This is a genomic window from Streptomyces sp. R-07 (genome assembly GCF_049913175.1).
GTDB lineage: Bacteria > Actinomycetota > Actinomycetes > Streptomycetales > Streptomycetaceae > Streptomyces.
Genome location: NZ_CP183978.1, coordinates 978,222 through 1,002,263 on the forward strand (window position 1 = coordinate 978,222; position 24,042 = coordinate 1,002,263).

General features: G+C 73.1%; 16 protein-coding genes. 13 read left to right on the forward strand and 3 right to left on the reverse strand.

Going from position 1 to position 24,042, the window contains the following annotated elements; translation table 11 throughout:
- From ACN9M0_RS04525 to ACN9M0_RS04535, 3 genes are all read right to left on the reverse strand, one after another.
- Complete coding sequence (locus ACN9M0_RS04525; RefSeq protein WP_426403153.1) at window positions 1-4,953, reverse strand: amino acid adenylation domain-containing protein; 4,953 nt, start codon at window positions 4,951-4,953, stop codon at window positions 1-3.
- A 219-nt stretch (window positions 4,954-5,172) separates the two neighbouring features.
- The gene (locus tag ACN9M0_RS04530; protein WP_426403154.1) at window positions 5,173-7,764 is read right to left on the reverse strand and encodes an ABC transporter permease; all 2,592 of its coding nucleotides are present in this window, start codon (window positions 7,762-7,764) and stop codon (window positions 5,173-5,175) included.
- Window positions 7,761-8,399: an ABC transporter ATP-binding protein gene (locus ACN9M0_RS04535; protein ID WP_426403155.1), complete on the reverse strand. Its 639-nt coding sequence runs from the start codon at window positions 8,397-8,399 to the stop codon at window positions 7,761-7,763. The genes ACN9M0_RS04530 and ACN9M0_RS04535 overlap by 4 nt, the downstream gene beginning before the upstream one ends.
- A 724-nt stretch (window positions 8,400-9,123) precedes the next feature.
- On the opposite strand from ACN9M0_RS04535, the gene ACN9M0_RS04540 reads away from it, so the two are divergent.
- The 13 genes from ACN9M0_RS04540 (at window position 9,124) to ACN9M0_RS04600 (ending at window position 24,022) form a co-directional block, all read left to right on the forward strand.
- Window positions 9,124-10,140, forward strand: coding sequence for a methyltransferase (locus ACN9M0_RS04540; protein WP_426403156.1), 1,017 nt, complete (start codon window positions 9,124-9,126; stop codon window positions 10,138-10,140).
- Window positions 10,137-11,312 (forward strand): hypothetical protein, encoded by a 1,176-nt coding sequence (locus ACN9M0_RS04545; RefSeq protein ID WP_366039771.1) that lies wholly within the window; start codon window positions 10,137-10,139, stop codon window positions 11,310-11,312. The genes ACN9M0_RS04540 and ACN9M0_RS04545 overlap by 4 nt, the downstream gene beginning before the upstream one ends.
- 113 nt (window positions 11,313-11,425) lie before the next feature.
- Entirely contained in the window at window positions 11,426-12,577 is a 1,152-nt protein-coding gene (gene mppP, locus ACN9M0_RS04550) for an enduracididine biosynthesis enzyme MppP (protein WP_399699931.1), read from the forward strand.
- Complete coding sequence (locus tag ACN9M0_RS04555) at window positions 12,577-13,758, forward strand: aminotransferase class I/II-fold pyridoxal phosphate-dependent enzyme (protein ID WP_366039774.1); 1,182 nt, start codon at window positions 12,577-12,579, stop codon at window positions 13,756-13,758. Before mppP ends, ACN9M0_RS04555 begins: the two co-directional genes overlap by 1 nt.
- Window positions 13,755-14,552, forward strand: a complete 798-nt coding sequence (mppR, locus tag ACN9M0_RS04560) for an enduracididine biosynthesis enzyme MppR (protein ID WP_426403157.1) — start codon at window positions 13,755-13,757, stop codon at window positions 14,550-14,552. The genes ACN9M0_RS04555 and mppR overlap by 4 nt, the downstream gene beginning before the upstream one ends.
- A 34-nt stretch (window positions 14,553-14,586) precedes the next feature.
- The gene (locus ACN9M0_RS04565; protein ID WP_366039776.1) at window positions 14,587-14,799 is read left to right on the forward strand and encodes an MbtH family protein; all 213 of its coding nucleotides are present in this window, start codon (window positions 14,587-14,589) and stop codon (window positions 14,797-14,799) included.
- The gene (locus ACN9M0_RS04570; RefSeq protein WP_426403158.1) at window positions 14,799-15,680 is read left to right on the forward strand and encodes an alpha/beta fold hydrolase; all 882 of its coding nucleotides are present in this window, start codon (window positions 14,799-14,801) and stop codon (window positions 15,678-15,680) included. Before ACN9M0_RS04565 ends, ACN9M0_RS04570 begins: the two co-directional genes overlap by 1 nt.
- Before the next feature lie 25 nt (window positions 15,681-15,705).
- Window positions 15,706-16,449 carry a polyprenol monophosphomannose synthase gene (locus ACN9M0_RS04575; RefSeq protein WP_366039778.1) on the forward strand — a complete coding sequence of 248 codons (744 nt, stop codon included), beginning with the start codon at window positions 15,706-15,708 and terminating at the stop codon, window positions 16,447-16,449.
- A gap of 217 nt (window positions 16,450-16,666) precedes the next feature.
- Window positions 16,667-17,656 carry an alpha/beta hydrolase-fold protein gene (locus tag ACN9M0_RS04580; RefSeq protein WP_366039780.1) on the forward strand — a complete coding sequence of 330 codons (990 nt, stop codon included), beginning with the start codon at window positions 16,667-16,669 and terminating at the stop codon, window positions 17,654-17,656.
- Between the two features lie 4 nt (window positions 17,657-17,660).
- Window positions 17,661-19,172, forward strand: coding sequence for a peptidoglycan DD-metalloendopeptidase family protein (locus ACN9M0_RS04585; RefSeq protein ID WP_426403159.1), 1,512 nt, complete (start codon window positions 17,661-17,663; stop codon window positions 19,170-19,172).
- 10 nt (window positions 19,173-19,182) lie between these two features.
- Complete coding sequence (locus ACN9M0_RS04590) at window positions 19,183-21,261, forward strand: family 43 glycosylhydrolase (protein WP_426403160.1); 2,079 nt, start codon at window positions 19,183-19,185, stop codon at window positions 21,259-21,261.
- Between the two features lie 533 nt (window positions 21,262-21,794).
- Entirely contained in the window at window positions 21,795-22,604 is an 810-nt protein-coding gene (locus ACN9M0_RS04595) for a serine/threonine protein kinase (RefSeq protein ID WP_366039783.1), read from the forward strand.
- Window positions 22,601-24,022, forward strand: coding sequence for a serine/threonine-protein kinase (locus tag ACN9M0_RS04600; RefSeq protein ID WP_426403161.1), 1,422 nt, complete (start codon window positions 22,601-22,603; stop codon window positions 24,020-24,022). The genes ACN9M0_RS04595 and ACN9M0_RS04600 overlap by 4 nt, the downstream gene beginning before the upstream one ends.
- The last annotated feature ends 20 nt before the right edge of the window (window positions 24,023-24,042 follow it).

The window sequence follows — 24,042 nt, forward strand, 5'->3', positions numbered from 1 at the left end:
TCAGATCCGGCCGGGCGCTTCGGGGCCGGAGACGGCCGCCAGGCTGATGAATATGCGTTCCTGGACCACTCCGGCGAGGTCGATCGGGCGGCGGTGCTCGAACAGGTCTCTCGGGGAGATCGGCACGCCGAACGCCGCGCGCATGCGCACGGCCAGGCGGATCGCGTTGATCGAGTCGCCGCCGATGTCGAAGAAGCTGTCGTGGGCGCCCACCCGGGGCACGGCCAGCACCTCGCCCCAGATCCGGCAGAGGGCCTCCTCGGTCGGGTTGGCCGGTGCCACGTACGACTCCTCGTCCGGGCGGACCTTCACCACGGGCAGCGCCGCCCGGTCGAGCTTGCCGTTGCGGTTGACCGGCAGCACGGTCAGTGACACCACGGCGGCCGGAACCATGTACGCGGGCACGTGGCGGGCGACGTGTGCGCGCAGCTCCTCCGCGGCGGGAGCGCCGGCGCGCGGCACCACATACGCGACGAGCCGCTTGCCGGCCTCGTCGGCCTGCACGACGACGGCGGCCTCGGCCACCGCCTCGTGCCGCAGCAGGACGTTCTCGACCTCGCGCGGCTCCACCCGGAAGCCGCGGATCTTGACCTGGTCGTCGGCGCGGCCGGCGAACTCCAGTGTGCCGTCCGGGTTCCAGCGGACCAGGTCGCCGGTGCGGTACAGCCGGGTCCCCGGCCTGCCGAACGGGTCGGCCACGAAGCGCTCCGCGGTCAGGCCCGGCCGGCCGATGTAGCCGCGGCCCACGCCGTCGCCGCCCAGGTAGAGCTCTCCCGTGACGCCGGGCGGCACGGGGCGCAGCCGGTCGTCGAGGACGTGGACGCTGGTGTTGGGGATCGGCCTGCCGATGGGGACGTTGTCGTACCGGACGCCGGGCTCGACGGAGAACAGCGTCGCGGCGACCGCGCATTCGCTGGGCCCGTACCCGTTGAGCAGGCGGCGGCCGGGCGCCCACGCGGCGGCGAGGTCGGGGGTGAGGACCTCGCCGCCGCACAGGAGGGACTCGAGGTGCGGCAGCGCCTCCGGGTCGAGCACGGGCAGGACCGTCGGCGGTCCGGTGACGGCGCTGACGTCGGCCTCGCGCAGCTGCTCGATGAGTTCGGCGCCGCTGTAGGTCCCTGCGGTCACGGGGGCGACCAGCGTGGCGCCGCCGGCGAGCGTGCTCAGCAGGACGAGCGAGGCGGCGTCGAAGCTCATGGGGGCGAGCTGGTAGATCCGGCTGCCGGGGCGTACGTGCAGGGGGACGACCGTCTCGACGGTGTTGACCATGGACCGGTGCTCGACCATGGTGCCCTTGGGCTTCCCCGTCGAACCCGAGGTGTAGACGGTGTACATGAGGTCGCGGGGGCTGCCGTGGTCGGGCGGGGCGGTCGCCGGCCGGGTGGCGATGGCGGGCCAGTCCTCGTCGAGCAGGACGAGCGGGGTCGTCGTGCCCGCGAAGACACCGCGGTGGCGGCTGTGGGTGAGGACCACTGCCGGGCGCGCCTCCTCCAGGATCGCGGCGGTGCGGGCGGCGGGGTAGTCGGGGTCGATCGGTACGTACGCGCCGCCGGCCTTGAGCGCGCCGAGGACGCCGACGACCAGGTCGGGGCCGCGCTCGACGGACACCCCGACGAGCACGTCCGCGCCGATGCCGAGGCCGGCCAGGTGGTGGGCGAGCCGGTTGGAGCGCTCCTCGACCTCGGCGTAGGTGAGCCGGTGTTCGCCCCGCTCGATCGCGACGGTGTCCGGGCAGCGGGCGGCGCGGTCGCTGATGAGGTGGTGCATGCGCCGCTCGATGTCGTACGTGGAGGGGCCGCCCACGCCCCAGTCGTCGAGGATCAGCTTCCGCTCGGCGGGGGTCAGCGCGGTGACGTCGCCGATGTGCGGGGCGGATCCGTCGGCGAGGCCGTCCAGGACGGTGATCAGACGCTCGGCGATCCGCTCCACGGTGGCCGGATCGAAGCTCGCCTCGTCGTAGAGCAGGCGCATGACCAGTGACGCGTCGGGGAACACGCTCAGCGCCAGCGAGTGGTTGGTGGCGAACTCGACGTCGAACGCGCTGATCGCCGACCGGTCGAACGGGTAGTTCTGGAAGACCACGGCGGTGTCGAACAGCGCGGTCCCGGGGGGCACGTCGGCGAAGGACTGCACCCGGTTCAGCGGGGCGTGTCCGAACTCCCGCGCCGCGACCTGCTCGCGCTGCAAGTCCGCGAGCCAGCGCGAGACATGCTCCTCGTCGTCCACCAGGATCCGGACCGGCTGGGTGTTGATCATCATGCCGACCATCGACTCGACGCCGGGCAGTTCCGCGGGACGCACCGCCGTGCTCGTGCCGAAGCAGACGTCCCGCTGGCCGCTCAGGCGGGCGAGGAGGATCGCCCACGCCCCCTGGACCAGGGTGTTGGGCGTCAGCCCGGTGCGCCGGGCGTACGCGGAGACCCGCGCGGCCGTCTCCGCCGGGACCGTCACCCGCACCGAGTGCCTGGCCGCGGGCCGGTGGCCCTCGGGCGCCTGCCGGTCGCCGGGCACGGACACCGGGCTCGTGAAGCCGCCCAGCCGGCCGCGCCAGTACGCGTCGGCGGCGTCCAGGTCCTGTTCGGCGAGCCAGTGCACGAAGTCCTGGAAGGGCGGCCGCGTCCGCACCGGCTCGCCGCGGTATCCGTCGAGTACGTCCCCCAGCAGCTCCGCCGAGCTCCATCCGTCGGTGAGGACGTGGTGCATCGTCCAGACGAGCTGGACGGAGTCCGGGCCGAGCCGCGCGATCGTGACCCGGCTCAGCGGTGCCCGGGTGAGGTCGATGCCGGCGGCGCGGTCGGCGTCGAGGAGTTCCCGCAGCCGCTCGGGGTGCTCCGCCTCGGGCAGGGCGCTCCAGTCGAGCTGGGTCACGGGCAGCGTGATCTCGTCCCTGACGAGCTGCACGGGCTCCTCGACGTCGGCCCAGCGGAGCTCGGTCCTGAGCACCGCGTGCCGTTCCGTGGCCTCCTGCCAGGACCGGGCGAGGCGGCCGGGGTCGGTGACGTCGTCGAGTCGGACGACGAACTGGATGAGGTGCAGCGCCGGGTCGTCGAGCATGAGGGCGTCGAAGAGCATGCCGCTCTGCATCGGGGTCAAGGGGTAACTGCCCGACCGCGGCACGTCGTACGCCGGCGCTTCGTACGCCTGCGCTTCGTACGCAAGCCCCGAGGCTTCGTACGCCGGCGCCGGGGCTTCGTCGAGCCGCGTCGCCGCGGCGGCCAGCGCCTCGACCGTCCGGTGGGTGAAGACGTCGGCCGTGCTCAGCGCGAACCCTCTGGACCGCGCCCGCGCGACGATCTTCATGGTCAGCACGGAGTCGCCGCCGAGGGCGAAGAAGTCGTCCCTCGTGCCGATCCGTTCGACGCCCAGCGTCTCGGCCCATATCGCGGCGAGCTCGCGCTCGGCGTCCGTGACCGGCGCCAGGTAGGTCTCGGCGTCGTCGGCCGGCGGCTCGGGCAGCGCGGCCCGGTCCACCTTGCCGTTGGCGTTGACCGGGAGCCGGTCCATCCACACGACGCGCGCGGGCAGCATGTAGCCCGGAAGGTGGGCGGCAAGCCGGTCGAGCAGCTCACGCTCGGCGAGGGGGTCCGGTCCCGTCGGGTACGCGACGATGCTGCGCGTCGGGCCGCTCTCCCGCACCACCGCGACGGCGTCGGTGACGCCGGGGCAGTCGCGCAGCGCGGCCTCGATCTCGCCCAGTTCGATCCGGAACCCGCGGATCTTGACCTGGTGGTCGCTCCGGCCGAGGAACTCGATGAGCCCGTCCTCGGTCAGGCGCACCCGGTCGCCGGTGCGGTAGAGACGGCCGCCGGGTGTGAACGGGTCGGCCACGAAGCGCTCGGCGGTCAGCGCGGGGCGTCCGAAGTAGCCGCGGCCCGTGCCCTCGCCTGCCAGGTACAGTTCGCCGGCGCCGCCCGGGACGACCTCCCGCAGCCGCTCGTCGAGCACGTACGCCTCGGTGTCGTCGAGGGCCGTGCCGATCACCGCGGCCCGGGTGCGCGGCTCGTCCGGGGTCATCCGGTGCGCGGTGGCGAAGACGGTGCACTCGGTCGGGCCGTACACGTTGACGAGCGTGGTGTCCGGGCAGGCGCGCCGCATCCGCTCCATGGCGGTCGCCGACGGGGCCTCGCCGCCGACCCACACCTCGCGCAGGCCCGCGAAACAGCCGGGCCGTTCCTCGGCGAAGAGCCGGAAGAGCGCGGCGGTCAGGAAGACAGCGTCGAGGCGGTGCTCGGCGACGAGCGCGGCGAGCCCGGGCGCGGTCAGCTCCGGTCCGATGACGACGCGGCCCCCGCCGAGCAGCGGCAGCCAGACCTCGTACGTGGAGGCGTCGAAGGCGAGCGGCGCGTTGAACAGCGCGCCGCGGCCGAAGGCGGCGCGCACGTGGGCCTCCTGGGCCAGCGCCACGATGTTGCGGTGGGTGATGGACACGCCCTTGGGCAGGCCGGTCGAGCCCGAGGTGTGGATGATGTACGCGAGTTGTTCCTCGTCGACGCGCACGCGCGGGGCGTCGGGGCGCCGGCCCGTGTCCGCGGCGTCCACGACGAGCACGGGCGGCCCGGCGGTCGCCGCCCGGCCCGCGGTCGACGGGTCGGCGATCAGCACGACCGCCTCGGTCTCGGCGAGGAGCCGGCGGACCCGGTCGTCGGGGTGGCTCTCGTGCAGCGGCACGTAGACCCCGCCCGCCTTGAGCACGGCGAGCAGCGCGACGACGGTCTCCGGCGAGTGGCCCGAGCGGCCCATCAGCATGCCGACCCGCGACTCGGCGGTCACCCCGGCGTCGACGAGGAGGTGGGCGAGGTGGTTGGCGCGCTCGTCCAGCTCGCCGTACGAGAGGGTCCTGTCGGCGGCGACGACCGCGGGCGCGTCGGGGTCCTGCCGGGCGCGCGCGGCGACGAGGCGGTGGACGGCCCGGTCCTCCGGGGCGGCGGGGGCGTAGTCGGAATCGTGGGACATGCTCGACCCTCCACTGGGAACACGCGTGGCACGCGGATCTGTCGACGGTCGAGCTTCGCCCGCGGAGGCGGGCCGGCTCCACGTTGTTGAGCGGTGAGGAAACTGCCCGCTCCGTGGGGCTGCCGTGACGGGTGCGCGAAAGCGGGTGAGGCGTGGCCGAAGCCACGCCTCACCCGCGCCGGGCCGTGTCCGGAAAGTGGTGCCAGGACGGCCCCTCCGTCACTCGGGCCGTGCGACCGCCTCCACGGCGGGGGGCCGCAGGGCGAGCCGGGCCGGGATCATCACGGCCGGCCAGGCGATCACCGCGGCGGCGATCACGATGCCGAGGTACATCAGGGGCGGGATGGAGGGGAACACCGAGTGGCGGATGGCGTAGCTCATCCCGATCAGCGACGGCAGCGCCGCGATCGTGCCCACCACGACCGCGGAGAGCACGATGATGCCCGCCTCCTGCCGCATCATCGAGCGGACCTGGCGGGTGCGGGTGCCGACGAGGCGCAGCAGGGCGAACTCGCGGTGCCGTGAGATCGTCGCCATGACCAGCGTGTTGACGACGGCGATGGCGAGGTAGCCGAGCAGGACGGCGTTGAGCACGAGGCTGATCCCGCCGTCACCCGAGTCGCCGGTCGGTGCGGCGGTGACCGACTCGGCGTCGCGGACGCTCAGCGTCGGGTACGGCTTGAGCGCCGCCGAAAGGTCCGCCTCCCGGTCGGAGTTGACCATCAGCCACTGGTCGAGGTGGTCGGTGGTGTGCGCGAGGACCACGTCGTGGGGCAGGGTGACGTCGCCGAAGCCGAGCCCGTTCTCGTAGACCGCGACCACCTCGGCCTTCTCGACGGTGCCGTCGCCGAGGTGTACGTCCACCTTGCCGCCCACGTCGACGCCGACCGTGCCGGCGACGAGGCGGCTGAGGGCGACCGTGGATCCGGTGAGACCGCCCAGGTCGCCGCGCAGCACCTCCAGGTTCATGGTGTCCGGTACGGCCGCGGGGTCGACGCCCTGCGCCGTGGAGATCCGGTACTGGATGCTGTCGCCGTCGGGCCAGGTGAGGATCGTCGAGGTCCGGGCGACCGGGCCGACCGTGCGGACGCCGGGAACGCCTCGGAGCTCCTCGGCGAGGCCGGGTGAGATCCCCGCGCTGTCGGAGGTCACCACGTGGTCGGCGATCACGCCGTCGACGGCCTGGTCGTACGCGGTCGCGGCGAGCGTCGTGCCGCTGAAGAGCTGTGCGGACGCCATGGTCACGCCCATGATCAGCGGGGTGGTGGCGGCGCTGAGCCGGCGGGCCCTGGCCCGGGAGTTGGCGGTGGCGAGGAACCAGGTGACGTCGCCCCGGCGGCGGCCGAGCAGGGTCGCAAGGCCGCCGAACAGCCTCGGTCCGAGCAGGCCGACGGCGATCACCAGGACCAGGGCGGAGCTGGCGGCGCCTTCGATGGCCGACTCGCCGGGGAGCGCGATCGGCAGCACGATGGCGACGGCCAGGCCGGCGGGCACGAGCAGCACGCCGAGCGTGAGCCGGACCCAGCCGAGCTTCTTCGGTTCCACGGCCACGTCGCCGAGCGCCTCGACGGCGCTGACCTTCGCCGCGCGCCGGGCCGCGAGCCAGCCGCCGATGCGGGCTGCGAGGACGCAGATCAGCAGGGCGAACAGCACGGGCAGCGGTGTGATCACGAGCGAGAACCCGGACGGCAGCGCGCCGGCCGCCGTGAACACGCTGTGCAGCAGCATGGCGAGCAGGATGCCGGGGACGGCGCCGAGCACGGCGCCGATCCCGCCGACGAGGACGGCCTCGCCGCCGATCATGCGCAGCACCTGCCGGGGGGTGGCTCCGACGGCCCGCAGCAGGGCCAGTTCGCGGCGGCGCTGCTGCACCGACAGTGCCAGCGTGCCGGCGACCACGATGATCACGAGCAGGATCATGGTGGCGCCGAACGCGCTGGCCACCTCGATGACGAAGGACCGCATCCGGCCGACGTCGAGCGTCTCGACGTCGCTGCGGTCGTCGCCGGTGTAGGTGGCCACGCCGGGCACGGCCTGCTCGATGCGGTCGGCGAGTTCACCCGTGTCGGTGCCCTTGGCGGCCAGCACGCCGACGGCGTCGATGGTGCCGGGCGTGCCGTGGAGCCGGGCCGCCCGGTCGTCGGTGAAGAAGACCGCGGACTGGCGTTCGAGGGAGGCCACCGCATCGGCGAGACCGCTGACCCGGTACTCCCCCGGTGTCGACCCGGTCACCAGCGTGACCTTGTCTCCCGGTGCGACCCCGGCCCGCCGGGCGAGGCCGCTGTCGAGGACGACGTCCTCGGCCGCCTGGGGCCGGGTGCCCGAGCGCAGGGTGAACGGGGCGAGGACGGAGGCGGACCAGCCGTGCCCGTACACGGGCGGTCCTTCGAGGACGGAGCCGTTCCTGAGCACGGTCGTACGGAAGCTGATGTCCCCGACGGCGGACTCGACGCCCTTGACCGCGCCGACCTTTCCGACCGTGTCGGCGGGCAGCCTGACCCTCTCGGGGAGCCGCGGGTCCGCGTCGCCCTCGACGGGCATGGCCTGGTAGCCGCCGACGACCACGGCCGCCTGGTGGTACCGCTCGGCCGGGACTCCGGAGCTGATGCCGGTCTCCAGCAGCACACCGCAGGCGGTGATCACGGCGGAGCCGATGCCGACGGCGATGAGGACCGCCGCGAAGCCGCCCTTGCGTCCGCGGATCGTGCTCCAGGCCAGCGAAAGGTTCTGGCGCGAGAGCGTGCGGACCTTCTTCTTCGCCTTGCCGGCCGCCGGCGGGCCCGCCGCCCGGTCCGCCTTCTTGCGGCTCACCGGTCACCCAGCCTGGTCATCCGGTCGGCCACCTTCTCCGGCGTCGGCGCGGCGAGTTCACCGGCCAGCCGGCCGTCGGCCAGGAAGGTCACCGAGTCCGCGTACGAGGCGGCGACCGGGTCGTGGGTCACCATCACCACGGTCTGGCCGCTCCGGTCGACGACCCCCCTCAGCAGTTCCAGGACCTGCTTGCCGGTCCGTGTGTCGAGTGCGCCCGTCGGCTCGTCGGCGAAGACCACGTCGGGTCCCGTGATGAGGGCGCGGGCGATGGCCACGCGCTGCCGCTGTCCGCCGGAGAGTTGCCCGGGGTAGCGGTCGCCCATGTCGGCGAGCCCGACGTCGGCCAGCACGGCGCGCACCCGGTCGGTGGGGACGGGGGCGCCGGCCAGCCGGAACGGCAGGCCCACGTTGTCGGCGATGGTGAGCGGGTCGAGCAGGTTGTAGGCCTGGAAGACGAACCCGATCCGTTCTCTGCGGATCTCGGTGAGCTGTTCCTCGTTCAGGCCGGCCAGGCGGGTGTCGCCGAGGATCACACCACCCTGCGTGGGTGAGTCGAGGCCCGCCGCGCAGTGCAGGAACGTGCTCTTGCCCGAGCCGGAGGGACCCATGATCGCGATGAACGTCCCGTGCGGCACGCCCATTGTCACGTCGTCCAGGGCTGTGACCGCGTTACGACCGGAACCGTAGGTTTTTGTCACGGATTCCAATAAGAGAGCATACCTGGCAGTCACTGCACACCCTTTCCCTTTTATCGGAACGCTACCGTTCACCGCCCTCCTCGATCAACCCGGCTGTGGCGGAAAACGACTTCGGGCCGCACCCCGAACTCGCGGGGATATGGCCCCCACCTGCGCTCATTTCATTCGACCCGGGCTTCCCGGATCGACCGCCCGGCCGGAACTTGCCGTCAGTCGCACGGCTTTTCGCCCGTCATGACCGGGTGGGGGCGGGCCCGGTGACCACGCCGCCGTCACGGCCGGCCGGGCCGGTGGGGCGTACAGGTCTGCCCGCCCGGCACATCGCGCCGATGACCAGCGCTTTAACGTCTCGATGACCAAGGGTTTCGCGTCGGTGAACGGGGATGGTCGCGACCGCCTTCCCGTCGGCCTGCACCCTCCGGTTTCAGGACTCCACGGCCGGAACACGGGCCCCGGAGAGCGGCTCCGAACTGGGGGTTTCGCTCTGCGGTCAACAAGATGGCCGATCCGTCGTGCCCGCCGAAATAATTCTCGACGTCCGGAGGATTCTTTACCAGCGGGCCACGGATTCGCCACGCCCGGGAATCCCCGCGGCCGCGTCGACAATTCGCCGCGCCGACAACGCCTGACCACTCCCTTGCATCGATGGGCAGCGAAAACAATGATTCCTGCGAATCTGGAACGCGCCGTCTACGGAATGTACGCCACCCACGCTCTGCACGTCGCGGACAGGCACGGCGTCTTCGAGCACCTGGCACGGCACAGCGGCGACAGCGCCGGGAAGATCGCGGCCGCACTGGCCGTCGACGAGGACACCGTCGAACGACTCCTGCTGGTGCTGTCCTCCTTCGGCGTCGTCGACGCGGACGGTGGGCGGTACGCGCTCGCGGCGGGCGTGCGGCCCTACGTCGACCGCGAGGACCCCCGCTATCTGATGGGATTCGTCGGTCACCTGATCGGCGACACCGCCGACCAGTTCGGGCGGCTGAGCGGCTACCTGCGGGCGGGGAAGGCCGAGACCGACCGGGACACGCCGGCTCCGTTCGAGGCCATCTACCGCGACGACGAGTCGGTGGGCCGTTTCCTGAACGCGATGTGGGGCCTCAGCCACCACGTCTCCGGCGAGCTCGCCGCCCTGGCCGACCTGGGCGACTCCCGACGGCTGATCGATGTCGGCGGAGCGAGCGGGCCCTTCTCGGTGGCTGCCCTGCATGCCTTCCCGCGGCTGCGGTCGACCGTGTTCGACCTCCCCCAGGTCGGTCCGCATCTCGCCGCGCGGGCCACCGAGCACAAGCTCGGCGACCGGCTGGACTTCGCGGCCGGCGACTTCTTCCGCGACCCGCTCCCGGCCGGCGACTGCTTCGCCTTCGGCTACATCCTGTCCGACTGGGACGACGAGACCTGCGCGGCGCTGCTGCGGAAGGCTCACGAGGCGTGCCTCCCCGGCGGCCGGGTCCTGATCATGGAGCGGCTCTTCGACGACGACCGCGGCGGCCCGCTCGCCACGGCCGTCATGAACCTCTCCATGCACGTCGAGACGGAGGGCCGGCACCGGACCGCGGCCGAGTACCTGGAGCTGCTGCGTCACGCGGGCTTCGTGGACGGCACGGTCCGGCGCTCCAGCGGTGACAAGCACCTGATCACCGGCCGTCGCGCCGGGAGCGGGGCCGGGCGGTGAACGCCGTACGATCCCTCGCTCCGACCCGCTCGCGGGAACTGCCCGCCGCCTGCGCCGAGTTGGCCGCGTGGCTGCACGCGACACCCCTCGCCGAGCTGCCCGACGACGAGGTCCTCCGCCTGTCCGAGCGGTACGAGGCGGCCGTGGCCGGGCCGGAGACCCACGAGAACGAGATCCTGCGGCTGCTGACCCGGTCGTTCAGCCGGCGCCTCGACATACCCGAGTACTACCGCTACACCGGACTGCACGTGGCCGGCTGGTACCTCGCCCGGCGGGACGACTCGTACGAGGCGAGCCTGCTGCTGCTGCACGCGCTCGTGGCCGACCTGATCGCGCTGGAGGAGCGCGAGGCCGGGCTGCACGAGACCACGGTCGAGGAGGGCGCGGAACGCGTGCGCCGTCTGGAGGCCGTGCTCGACCACCTGGGCCGGTCCCCCGTCGGCCCGGACCGCACCCTGGCGAGCGCCGACCTGGTCCGGCTCGCCGGCGAGGACGACCTGCTGGTCCACGATCTGCTGGTGGTCAACCGCTGTTCGGGATTCCGCCGCTCGGACAAGCATGACGAGCACATCTTCATGCGTGCGGTGCAGGCCTGCGAGATCGGCTTCTTCCTCGTCCGCTGGACCGCGCGCGGGGCGACCGAGGCGATCGGCCGCGACCGTGACGAGTTCGCCCTGCGGACGAGCCAGCTGGCCTCGGCGGCCGAACTCCTGAACGTCGTCTTCCACGCGCTGCGGACGCTGACGCCGGAGCTCTTCATGGGCTTCCGGGACCTGACCGGGAGCGCCAGCGCGGTCCACTCGCTCAACTACCACCTGATGGAACTGGTGGTGTACGGCTACGACGAAAGGAAGGTGGAGACCTACGAGCGATTCCCTCACCTGGCCCCGATCAACAGCCCCATGCTGCGCGAGTTCACGTCCCTGCAGGACGCCGCGGCCGCCACCGAGGACGCCGAGATTCGCGGGGCATTCGCCGCGAGCGAGAATCCGCTCTACATCTGGCGTGGCCGGCACTACGGATTCGGCCGCCGCTATCTGCCGGAGATGACGGGGTCCGGCGGCACCGAGGGCGCCGGTTACCTCAAACGCTTCGTCGGAAAGGCCGGGCTCGGTTCCGGCGAGCGCATCGACGATGTCGAGCAATTGCTCACCCAGTTCGCCTTCTGCTGAGTCCCCGCAGACGGAGATCACTCGATTCCTATCCCGGCGCCCGAGCGCCGGTGAGTCCCGGCACCGCCGTGGCTCCAAGCACGCTTCACCCCACGCTCTCCTGAGAGGTGCTTGTGAACAGAATTCTGCCGACGGTCTCCGCGGAGAACCTGACCCAGTTCGAGACCCTGGCCCTGGCCAGTTCGATGAACCTCGCCGACGGGCACGCCCGCCAGCAGCTCACGGCCGCGCAGAGCAAGATCGTCGCCGAGCTGCCGAGCATGTGGGCGGAGGCCACCCTGCGCCCGGTCGACGAGATCGAGCGGGAGGCCGCCGAGTCGTTCTTCGGCATGCTCGGCCAGCACAGCCATCCGTTCGCCGCCGGACGGACGCTGAGCTGCTACTCGTCCTCGCTGGCCATGGAGATCCTCGCCCGCTCGCTGGTCACCACGTCCGACGCGGTGGCGCTGATCCACCCCACGTTCGACAACATCCCCGACATCCTGCGGGGGGTCGGCCTGCGGCTCGTACCGGTCGAGGAGGAGCAGGCCCACGACGAGGACCTGCCGGCGGAACTGCTCGAACAGGTCGGCTGCGTCTTCATCACCACCCCGAACAACCCCACCGGCCGGGTGATGAGCGAGGCCCGCCTGCGCAGGCTCGCCGAACAGTGCGCCGAGTACGGCGTGGTGCTCGCCCTGGACACCTCGTTCCGGGGGTTCGACCCTGCCGCGCAGTTCGACCACTACGCCGTGCTCGACGCGAGCGGCTGCCGCTGGGTGGTCATCGAGGACACCGGCAAACTGTGGCCCACGCTCGAACTCAAGATCGGCTGGCTGGTCCGCTCGGCGAACGTGGACCTGCCGATCGAGAAGATCCACTCGGACATCCTGCTCGGCACGTCACCGCTGATCCTGCTCATGGTGAAGCGGTTCGCCGACGACGGGGCCGACGGCGGCCTGGCGGAACTTCAGCGCACGATCGCCGACCACCGGGCCCTCGTGCGTGCCGAGTTCGACGGCGTGCCCGACATCGGCTTCGTCGACGCACACGCCCGGACCAGCGTGGAGCGCCTGCACGTCGGCTCGCGGCTGGGCTTGGACGTCTGGTCGGCGGTCCGCGAGCAGAGCCTCTACGTACTGCCCTGCCAGAAGTTCCACTGGGCGCGGCCGCACGAGGGCGAGCGGATGCTGCGCCTGGCCCTGTCGCGGAACCCCTCCACCCTGCTCGCGGGAGCGCGGGTGCTGCGCGCGGCCCTGCTGGACACGCCGGAGTTGCAGGGCTGATGGTCCAACCGCCCACGGCGGTCTCCCCGCTCCCGCACGCCCGATGGTGGCGTGCGGGGGTGGTGCAGGCCGTCTCCCCGCCCGGCGTCCTCGACCTGGGACCCGGCTACCTCGAACCGGGCCTGCTGCCGGTCGACGACGTGCTTCCGCTCTACGCGGAGGCCCTCACCGAGTTCGGCCCCGCGGCCCTCGCCTACGGCGCCAACGCCGGAGCCGAGCCACTGCGCGCCCTCCTTGCCGCCCGGCACGGCTGCGCGCCCGACGAGATCATGGTCACCGCCGGTACCTCGCAGGCGCTGGCCCTGTTGTGCACCGTGCTGGGCCGGCCGGGCCAGGCCGTCCTGGTCGAGCGCACCTGCTACGACCTGGGCCGGCACATCATGACCGATCACGGTCTGCGCCCGCGGGAGATGGACGCCGACGGTGAGGGCGTACGCCCGGAGGCCCTGGACCGGGCCCTGTCGGGCGCCGAGGACGTGGCGTTCGTCTACCTGACGCCGACCTTCCACAACCCGACCGGCACGGTCGCCGGCGAGTCACGCCGCCGGGAACTGCTCGCCGTCGCCGCACGGCACGGCGCACGGATCGTGGAGGACGACGCGTACGCGGAACTGGGCCTGGACCGCACCGCTCCGCCACCCTCGCTCGCCGCGCTGGCCGGACGGCGGGGCGTGATCCGGCTCGGGTCGTTCGCGAAGACACTCGGGCCCGGCCTGCGGCTGGGCTGGCTGGAGGCCGACCCGGACCTGGTCGGGACGCTGACCCGCCGCGGACAACTGGTCAGCGGCGGAGCGCTCAACCACCTGACCTCGCTGGCCGTGGCCCTGCTGATCGGGGACGGCCGCTACGACCGGCGCCTGTCGTGGCTCCGTCAGCAGCTCCGGGTGCGGCGCGAGACGCTCGTGGCCGCCCTGCGGGCAGGCCTGGGCGAGTCCGTGACCGTCAACCGTCCGTCCGGCGGCTTCTTCGTCTGGCTCACCTTCGACGGCCCGCGCCGCACCGAGACGTCGTTGCTCGCCGCGGCCGGCCGGGCAGGCGTCGAGGTGGCACCGGGCTCCCGCTTCGGCACCGTGACCGGCACCCATCTGCGTCTCGCGTACAGCCTCAACTCGCCCGACGGTCTTGCGGAGGCGGCCGCGCGGCTCGCCGCCGCCTGGAGACATGAGGAGACCCCTCGATGACCACTTCACTCGTCAGCACCCTGCGGGGCTACAGCCTTCCGCTCTCCCCTTCGGGCACCTCGGCCACGCTGACTCCTCCGCCGTGGCACTTCTCCGGCGAGGTCGTCATGGTCGACTACCGCGTGGATCCGGCGGCGGCGGCGCGGTTCCTCCCGCCCGAGCTCGACCTCGGCGCCGATCCGGGGCAGGCCGCCGCGGTCTTCGCGCACTGGCAGTGGTGCTCGGAGCCCGGCGCCGAGCTGGCCGATCCCGGTGCCAGCCAGTTCAGCGAGTTCCTGATCCTGCTCGGCTGCGAGCACCGCGGCCGCCGCCTGGCCCGCTGCCCGTACGCCTGGGTCGACCAGCCCGTGCCGCTGCTGCGCGGCTGGGTGCAGGGCATGCCGAAGCAGTTCGGCGAGGTGCATCAGACCCGGCCGATGCGCGTCGGCAGGGCGGGCCCCCTGGGCTCCGCCGCCGGCACGTACCACGGCACGGCCGCGACCGGCGGCCGCCGGATCGCCCACGCCTCGGTGAACGTGACCGCCCGGGCCGCCGAACCGCCGGCGCTGCACACCGTTCCGTTGGTGCACAGCCGGGTCCAGCCGCCCTGGCTCGCCGGTGAGCAGCCGCCCGTCGGACTGGTGACCTCGACCGTCACGGGAGTCGAGTTCTCCGACGTGTGGTCGGGGGACGCGCACCTCGAGATGTTCGACGTGCTCGACGCGGACTTCGCCTCGCTGCGGCCGGTCTCGGTCGGGCGCGGCCACGTCTTCGGATACGCCGAGACGCTCGTCTCCGGCCAGGAACTCGTCTGAAACCCACCCTCGAAGACCCCCGAAGGAGCAGAAGATGACCAATCCGTTCGACGACCCCGACGCGCGGTTCAAGGTGCTGGTCAACGACGAGGGCCAGCACTCGCTCTGGCCCTCGTTCGCCGCCGTCCCCGAGGGGTGGTCGGTCTCGCTCGCCGACACGGACCGCGAGAGCTGCCTCGCGTACGTCGAGGAGCACTGGACCGACATGCGCCCGAAGAGCCTGGCCGACCGCATGGCCGCGGGCTGATGAGCGTCGCGACCATCGGCGGGACGCGGTTGCACTACGACGACCACCCGCCCGAGGGCCGGGCGGACGGGGAGCCGGTCGTGCTCGTCATGGGCGCGGGCGGGCGCGGGCGGGCCTGGCGCCTGCACCAGGTACCGGCGCTCACCGGCGCCGGCTACCGGGTGATCACGTACGACTCCCGGGGCGTGCCCCCCAGCGACCCCGGCGAGCCGGGGCTGACGGTCGGCGATCTCGCGTCCGACCTGGCGGGGCTCATCGAGCACCTGGACGCCGGGCCGTGCCGTCTGGTCGGCACGTCGCTCGGCGCGCTCGTGGTGCAGGAGCTGCTGCTGACCCGGCCCGATCTGGCCACCGCCGCCGTGCTGATGGCCACCCGCGGCCGCGACGACACCCTGCGCGCGGCCGCCGCCCGGGCCGAGATCGAGCTGCTCGACTCCGGCATCACGCTGCCGCGCCGCTATCACGCGGCCCTCCAGGCCCTCCAGAACCTGTCGCCGCACACGCTCAACGACGACCTGGGGGTGTCCGACTGGCTGTCGGTGTTCGAGCAGTCGCTGTCCTCCGGCCGCGGGCTGCGGCACCAGCTCGCCATCGCTCCGGACCCCGGTCGCCTCGCGGCCTACGCCGCGATCACCACGCCGTGCCTGGTCCTCGGCTTCGCCGACGACCTGGTCACGCCCCCGCACCTCGTGGCCGAGGTGGCACGCGCCATCCCGGGCGCCGCCCACCAGCTGATCCAGCACGCCGGCCACTTCGGCTATCTGGAGCAGCCGGAGGAGGTGAACCGGCGGATCCTCGGCTTCTTCCACGGCGTTCCGGCCCGCCCTCTCGCCGGGACCGGCGGCGCGGGGCTCCCCGAGCGCCGCGTCACCGGCCCCTGAACCGATTCCGACCGAGGAGCTGCCGATGGCCGTCGTGCCCCCGAAGACCGTTGTCGTCGTGCCGACCTACAACGAACGGGACAACCTGCCCGTACTGGCGGGTCTGCTCGCGGACCTGCCGGTGCCGAACCTGCATCTGCTCGTGGTCGACGACAACTCGCCCGACGGCACCGGCGAGATCGCCGACAAGCTCGCCGCCGACGCACCGGACACCATCGGCGTGCTGCACCGCGCCGCCAAGGACGGCCTCGGCCGCGCCTATCTCGCCGGGATCGCCCGTGCGCTGGACGAGGGCGCCGACGTCGTGGTCCAGATGGACGCCGACCTCTCGCACCCGGCCTCTGCGATCCCGGCCCTGATCGACGCGCTGTCGACGAGGAACGCCGGCGCCGTGCTCGGCTCGCGGTACGCGGCCGGCGGCTCGATCGCCGCCGACTGGCCCTGGCACCGCAGGGCGTTGTCGGCCTGGGCCAACCTGTACGTCAACGCGATCCTGCGGTTGCGCCTGAAGGACGCCACCGCCGGATTCAAGGCCTGGCGGGCCGAGACACTGCGGTCGATCGACCTCGACTCCGTCCGCAGCAACGGTTACTCGTTCCAGGTCGAGATGAACCACCGGGCCGTCAGCCGGGGGTTCACCCTCGTCGAAGTGCCGATCCGCTTCGAGGAACGCGGGCAGGGCGCCTCGAAGATGAGCCTGCGCGTGCAGCTCGAATCCGCCCTCACCCCGTGGAGGCTGCGCTTCGGGGGGCGAGACCGGACGCGGTGACGACGCGAGGCGGGACGCAGTGACGAGGCGAGGCGGGACGCTGCGACGAGGGCGAGGCGGCGCCGTGACGAGGACGCGGTGACGAGACCGGGCGCTCCGGCGGACACCTCCTAGCCCACGCGGCGCCGCCTGTCAGTCCGCAATCTTCCGGGGTCACCCGGCCCGGGTCCCGTTGCTACGTTCCGGACCGTCGTCCTGCTTCGACCCGGAGGTCACGTTGAGCGCGCAGAACCCCACCCGCCGGAACATCCTCAAGACCGCCGGAGGTCTCTCGGCCGCGATGGCCCTGGGCGGCGCGGGCGTCCTGGCGGGGGCGTCTCCGGCCGCCGCCGCCGGGGACGGCTTCGGCCTGCACATCGTGGACCGCAACGAGGCCGACCCGCGCATGTGGTACTACCGGTTCTCGACCGGCGCGATCGGCTGGAACCCCGGCGTCAACGTCCTCCTGCCCGACGACTACCACTGGAGCGGACGCACGTACCCGGTGCTGTACCTCTTCCACGGCGGCGGCAACGACCAGGACTTCATCACCTTCGACCGCGAGGGCGTCCGCGACTGGACCGCGGGGAAGCCGATCATCGTCGTCATGCCCGACGGCGGGCACGCGGGCTGGTACTCCAACCCGGTCAGCTCCAACGTCGGCCCGCGGAACTGGGAGGAGTTCCACATCTCCCAGCTGATCCCGTGGATCGACGCGAACTTCCGTACGTTCGCCGAGTACGACGGCCGTGCCGTCTCCGGCTTCTCGATGGGCGGCTTCGGCGCGCTGAAGTACGCCGCCAAGTACTACGGCCACTTCGCCTCGGTGAGCGCCCACTCCGGCCCTGCCAGCCTGCGCCGGGACAACGGCCTCGTGGGTCACTGGGCCAACGCGAGCTCCGCGGCGCTCGACCTGAACGGCGGCACGATCTACGGGGCGCCGTTCTGGGACGAGGCCCGGGTCAGCGCGGACAACCCGGTGCAGCGGATCGAGAGCTACCGCAACAAGCGGGTCTTCCTGGTCGCCGGCACCAGCCCCGACCCGATCAACTGGTTCGACACGGCCAACGAGACCCAAGTGCTCGCCGGTCAGCGGGAGTTCCGCTCCCTGCTCGGCAACGCGGGAATCCCGCACGAGTGGTACGAGCTGCCCGGCGGCCACTTCATCCGCCACGACATGATGCAGCGCGACATCGACGGCGTCATCGACCGCCTCCGCAAGGCCTGAGCCCGTGTTCCGCGGACTGCCCCGGCGCGCGCTGACCCGGGTCCTCGCGGCGGCGGCCGCCCTGCTGCCGGTGCTGGCCGCCACCACCCCGGCCTCGGCCGGGACCACCGGTTCCGCCACCGCCTGCCCGAGCATCGGTTTCGTCAGCCAGCCGTTCCACCCCGGGCACAACGGCGTCGACATCGCCGCCGACGTCGGGACGCCGATCTACGCGGTCGGCGACGGCGAGGTGACCATCTCCGGGTACGTCGGCGACTACGGCCAGTGGATCCGCATCCGGCACCCCGACGGCCGGACCTCCGAGTACGGGCACATGTACCGGAGGGACGTCTCGGTCGGCGACCACGTCGTGGCCGGCCAGCAGATCGCCCTGATGGGCGCCGAGGGCAACGCCGACGGCCCCCATCTCCATCTGCGGATCTGGGGGGACGACTCCTTCTCGTACGGGATCGACCCGGAGGTCTACCTCGCGGAGGGCGGCATCACCCTGCCGTGCGTCCCCGGGAGCGGGCCGCGCCCCGAGCCGCTGGTGTACCCGGCCGAGTCGGGCCGGGTCGTGTCGGCGCGGTCGGCCGACGGGCGCCTCGAAGTGTTCGCCGCCGGCGCCGACGGCGTCCACCACGCCTGGCAGCAGGAGGCGAACCGCGACTGGTCGGAGTGGGAGCGGCTCGGCGGACCCGTGAACGCCCAGCTGGCGATCGCTCCCAACGCCGACGGCCGCCTGGAGATGTTCGCCATCGACGGGACCACCTTCCGGCACCGCTACCAGCTCTCCCCGTCGGGCGGCTGGTCGGACTGGGAGGACTTCGGCGGCGGCGGTCGTGACATCGCGGCCGGCGTCAACGCCGACGGCCGCATCGAGGTCTTCGCCTCCGGCCCGGTCGGCGTGTTCCACCGGTACCAGCTCGCACCGAACGGCGGCTGGTCGCCGTGGGAGGCGACCGGTGGCGGCCCCGCCGACGGCCGGATCGAGATGGCGAAGGCACCGGACGGCCGCCTGGAGGTCTTCGCCCTCAACGGCAGCACCTTCCGGCATCAGTACCAGACGGCCCCGAACGGCGGCTGGTCCGCGTGGGAGGACTTCGGCGGCGGCGGTCACGACCTCACCGTCGACCACAACGCCGACGGCCGCATCGAGGTCTTCGCCTCCGGCCCGGTCGGCGTGTTCCACAAGTACCAGACGAGTCCGACCAGTTGGTCGGGCTGGGAGTCCACCGGCGGCCCCGCCGACTCCCAGCTCACCAGCGAGCGCACGGCCGACGGGCGCGTCGAGGTCTTCGCCATGAACGGCGAGACGGCCATGCACACCTGGCAGACCGGGGTGAACGCGCCGTACGGCGCGTGGGAGACCTTCGGCGGCGGGGGCACCGAGGTCACCGCGGCCTCGAACTCCGACGGCCGGATCGAGGTCTTCGGCACCAGCCACGCCGGCACGTACCACGTCTGGCAGACCGGCTTCGCGACCTGGTCCTCATGGATCTGGGTCAACAGCACCTCGGGACCCGCACTCGACTGAGGAGAGTCCCATGCTTCCGATCAGCAGACGGAACCTGCTGCGCGGCGCCGCCGGGGTCGGCGCGCTCGCGGTCCCCGGCGCCGCCCGTGCCGCGGCCGCGACCGCCGGGACCGTCCCGCTCCCCCGGTGGGTCGGTGCGGGACCCTTCACCCCCGTGTACGACCCCTCCACCGTCGCCGGACCGCGCTATCTCAACGACCACACGCTGATCCAGGCACAGGGCCGCTGGCACCTGTTCGGCATCGTCGGGGACAGCGCGCCGCGCGGCGAAGCCCCGGACAGCACGGCGGAGGTCTCCTTCGCCCACGCCTCGGCGCCCGCCCCGCACGGCCCGTGGACCACCCACCCCGACGCGCTCACCGTCGAACCGTCCTACTTCGGCGAGGAGCACCTGTGGGCACCGCACGTCATCGAGGCGGGCGGCCGGTACTGGATGTTCTACGCGGCCGGCGGAGCGAGCGGCGGCACGGGCGGCTCCGGCTCCGGCGCGGGCGGCGCCGCGATCAACCTCGCCACCTCGACCGACCTGTTCACCTGGACCCGCGAACCGTCGGGTCCGCTGTTCCGGGGACTCGCGGCCCGCGACCCCATGGTCCTGCGGATCGGCGGCGAGTGGGTCATGTACTACACCGAACTCTCCGGCCCGGGCGGCCATCACGTCGTGGCCCACCGCCGGTCCGCCGATCTGGTGCGCTGGAGCGAGCCGGGCGTCGCGTTCACCGACGCGAGCACGGACACGACCGTCTCGGTCACCGAGTCGCCGTACGTCGTCGAACGGGACGGCTGGTACTACCTGTTCATCGGACCGCGCAACGGCTACGAGGGCACCGACGTGCTGTCCTCCCGCGATCCGTTCCGCTTCGACCTCTCCGGTCGTGCGGGCCATGTGCCCGGTCACGCGGTGGAGGTGTTCGCCGACGGGGACACGTGGTACGCGAGCGCCGCGGGCTGGTTCGGGCAGGGACTGTACGTCGCTCCCCTGGAGTGGCGTGACACGCCACCGCCGTGGCAGAGCCCGGACAACCCGGTGGCGGGTCTCGACCTCACCGGCCGGCTCACGGTGTTCGCGCTCGACGCCGCCGACCGCTCGATGCTGCGGCGCGTCCAGCTCGACCCGGACACCGACACCTGGTCGGAGTGGGAGACCTTCGGAGGGCCCACGGGCGCGGTTCCCACCCTCGGGCGCAACACCGACGGCCGCCTCGAGGTGTTCTCGCTCGCCCCGGGCGGCGTGAACCTGCACCACCGGGTGCAGCGGCCGGACGGCGGCTGGTACGACTGGGAGGAGTTCGGCGGCCCGGCCGGCGCGGCCCCTGCCGTCGCCCGCGACGCCGGCGGCCGCCTCCAGGTCTTCGCGCCGAGCCCCGGTGGCGCCTCCTTCGCGCGGCGACGGCAGCGGTCCCCCGGATCGACGGCCTGGGACGCGTGGGAGCCCGGCTTCGGCGGGGCCGCGGGCGCTCCACCGGCGGTCGCGGCCAACGCCGACGGCCGCCTGGAGGTGTTCGTCCTCGCGGCCGGCGGCTCCGGCATCCTCCACCGGTGGCAGGAGTCCCCCGACGGCTCCGGGACCGACGGTGCCTGGACCGGCGCGTGGCACACCTTCGGCACCGCGGCCGGTACGGCGCCGCGGGTGGCCAGGGACGGCAGCGGCCGGCTGACCGTCGCCGCCATCGGACCCTCCGGGGTGGGGACGTTCTCCCGGCGGCAGACCGTGCCGAGCGGCGGATGGGACGAGTGGCAGCCGCTGTTCGGCTGGAGCGCCGCCGCCCCGGCGTTCGCGCTCAACGCCGACGGCCGCCTGGAGGCCTTCTCCCTGTCCCCCGGCGGCGCCCGGCTCAGCCACCGCTGGCAGGTCGCCCCGGGCGGGAGCTGGGATCCCGGCGCGGAGTTCGGCGAGCCCGGCGTCGGGCTCGCGGCCACGCCCGCGGTCGCGCCCGACGCCACCGGGCGGATCCACGTCTTCGCGGTCACCGCGGAGGGCCGGGTACGGACCCGGGTCCAGGACCGGCCGAGCGGCGGATGGCGACCCTGGACGGCCTTCGGCGACCGCACGCTCGCCCCCCTCGTGTCGGGCAGTCCCGCACTCTGAGTACGGACGGGGCAGCGCTCCGTACATATTTCGCCAAGTACGGCGAGCGAACCGCAGGTTCGGCCACCGCACGAAGCTCCCGGATCGCCTCTTACCCCCCCATCGGGCGCGGTGACCTGTCCCACCTTGCGTGAGGCGGGACCGGGCCGGCCGCGCCCGGGGCGGGAGGGCGCCTCCCCCGCGCCCCGGTCCTGGGCTCCGGCAGGTCGCCCCCCGCCTCCTCTCGTACCCGTCGGCCGAGCTGCGCCGCAGACGACCGGATACGACATCAAATCGCCGCCCCCGCAGGCCGAAGAGGTGCCCTGGGTCACAGCGCGAGGAAGCGCCGGGCCCTGTCTCGGGTAGCGCCGCCGAGCGATCCGGGAGGACCCGGCGGGGACGTCCGTACGCCGCCGAGGCGCGCCGACGTGGCGGGCCGCCGGCCATCGCGACGGGTCCCGGCCGAAGTGGCCGAAGGACGCCGGTGAACTCTCCTGACTGGTGAGTATCGTTCCGCTCGTCCGACAACCGCGACGGGACGAAGAGGGGGAGCGGTGAGCGGCGTAGTCGTCCATCTGCCACGGGGAAGCGGCGGCGCCGACAGCGGCGAACCGTCCGGTGACGCGGTCACGTTGCGGCTCGGCCCCGGCCAGGTCGCCCGCTTCGGACGGGGTTCCACCACGACCCCGGTCGAGCTCCGGCTCGCCGACCCGGCGATCTCGCGGCTCGCCGGGGAGATCCGTGCGACCGACGACCACTGGCAGCTGACGAACCACAGCACCACCCACAGCTATCTGGTGGAGAACCCCGAGGGAGCCGGTGAGTACCTGAGGGTCCCGCCGCGGCGCGTCGGGGCGCCCGTGCCCTTCGAGTTCTCCCGCGTGGTGCTGCCGACCCGCGGCGACCTCACGGTCTCCTTCCAGGTGTTCGCGCCCGACCACGTCTATCTGGACCCGGAGGCGATGGGCGTTCCGTGGGGCAGTCGCACGGTCACCGCGTACTCGCTGGACGAGTCGGCCACGTACTTCCTCGTGCTCGTCGCCCTCTGCGAACCCCGCCTGCGCGACCAGTCGCGCGTGGCGGTCCCCACCACGCCCCAGATCGTCGAGCGGCTCAGGGGGCACGTCACCGGGGGCACGCTGACCGCACGGGCGATCAGTTCGCACATCGACTACCTCGCCGAGGAGAAGCTGCGGATCGGTGTGCTCGACGCCCATGAACCCGGCAAGGGCGACCGCCGCAACGGAAAGCGGGAGGAGATCGTCGGGCTCGCGCTGCGGTTCGGTCTGGTGCGGGAGGAACACCTGGCGCTGCTGCCGTCCCTGGCCGGGGGCGGCGGTCGGGAGCGGCAGAGGCGGCGATGACCTCGCTGTGCGGCCCGGACGACATCGCGGGGGACGACCGTACGGACCTGATCCCGCCCGGCCACCGGGTGGGCGACTGGGTGGTCACCGAGCTGATCGGGTCCGGCGGCTGGTCCACGGTGTACGCGGCGCGTCCTGCGGAGGAGAACCGGGGCCTCGGGGGCGGGCCGCCAGAGCCCGTCGAGGTCGCGCTCAAGATCATGCCGACCGCCGGGCTCGCGCCCCGCCAGGCACGCAGGATCGTGGAATCCGCCCGCCGCGAGGTCGAACTCGGGCGCAGGGCCGGGCATCCCCGGTTGATCGGCCTCCGGGAGTCCTTCGTCCTCGCCGCGCCGGACCTGCCCGCCGTGGACGGTGCGATCGTGCTGGTCATGGAGCGGGCCGCCGGCAGTCTGCGGGAACTCCTCGACGCGGGGGTGTCCGAGGCCGATCGGGGCCGGCTGATCGCGGGGATCTGCGAGGGTCTGGCCCATCTGCACCGCTCGGGCTGGGTGCACGCCGACCTCAAGCCGGAGAACGTCCTGCTGGGCAGGGACGGTTCGGTGAAGCTCTCGGACTTCGGACTCGCCACGGAGCTGACCGGGACGCACGGGTACGTGCCGCCCATGGGCACCCTGGACTACCTCCCGCCGGAGCGCTGGAGGGCGCCCCTCGGGGAGCTCGGCGTGCAGGTCCGGCCGAGCGCCGACATCTGGGCGCTGGGGGTCGTCATCCACGAGGTGTTCGCCTCCGGCGCCTCACCGTTCTCCGGCGCCACACCGGTGGCGCGGGGCGCCGCCGTGCAGGAGTACGGAGCGGGGCGGGCGCCGCTGCGCATGGACCTCGCGGTGCCGCCGTTCTGGCGCGCGCTCGCCGCGGACTGTCTGGCCCCGACGCACGCGGCGCGCGCCCCGCACACGGCCGAGAGCCTGCTCGCCCGCATCACCGCCCAGGAGGGGACGCGGGCGCGGGACACGCGGCCGCGACGGCTGCCGGGCCGGGCCCGGGCGGCCGTCCTCGCCGCCCTGCTCTGCGGGACCGCCGGGGCGGCCCTGGCGTCGGACGCGGTACGGGAAGCCGCTTCGGGCCGTGCGGGCGCGACGGCCGGCACGGTCAGGGTCTTCAACGCGGAGCGGGGCTGCCAGGACCGGGCCGACCGGGACCGGCAGTGCAGTCTGGGCCTGGCGATCGATCCGATGCGGCCGTACGCCGCGGGAAATGTCGTACCGACCAGGGTGTGGCACGGCGACGTCCTCACCGCCGACTGCCGGCTGCCGGACGGTCAACCCGTCATCGACGAGGAGGACCTGCAGTCCACCCTCTGGTTCCGCGTCCGGCTCCCGCGCGGCTCCACGTACCCCGTGGCCTGGCTCCCCGCCGTACGCACGAAGGACCGGCCGGCGCTGCCGGGGTGTCCGCGTCCCCCGGCCGGGCGCTGACCCGGCGGCCGCGACGCGTC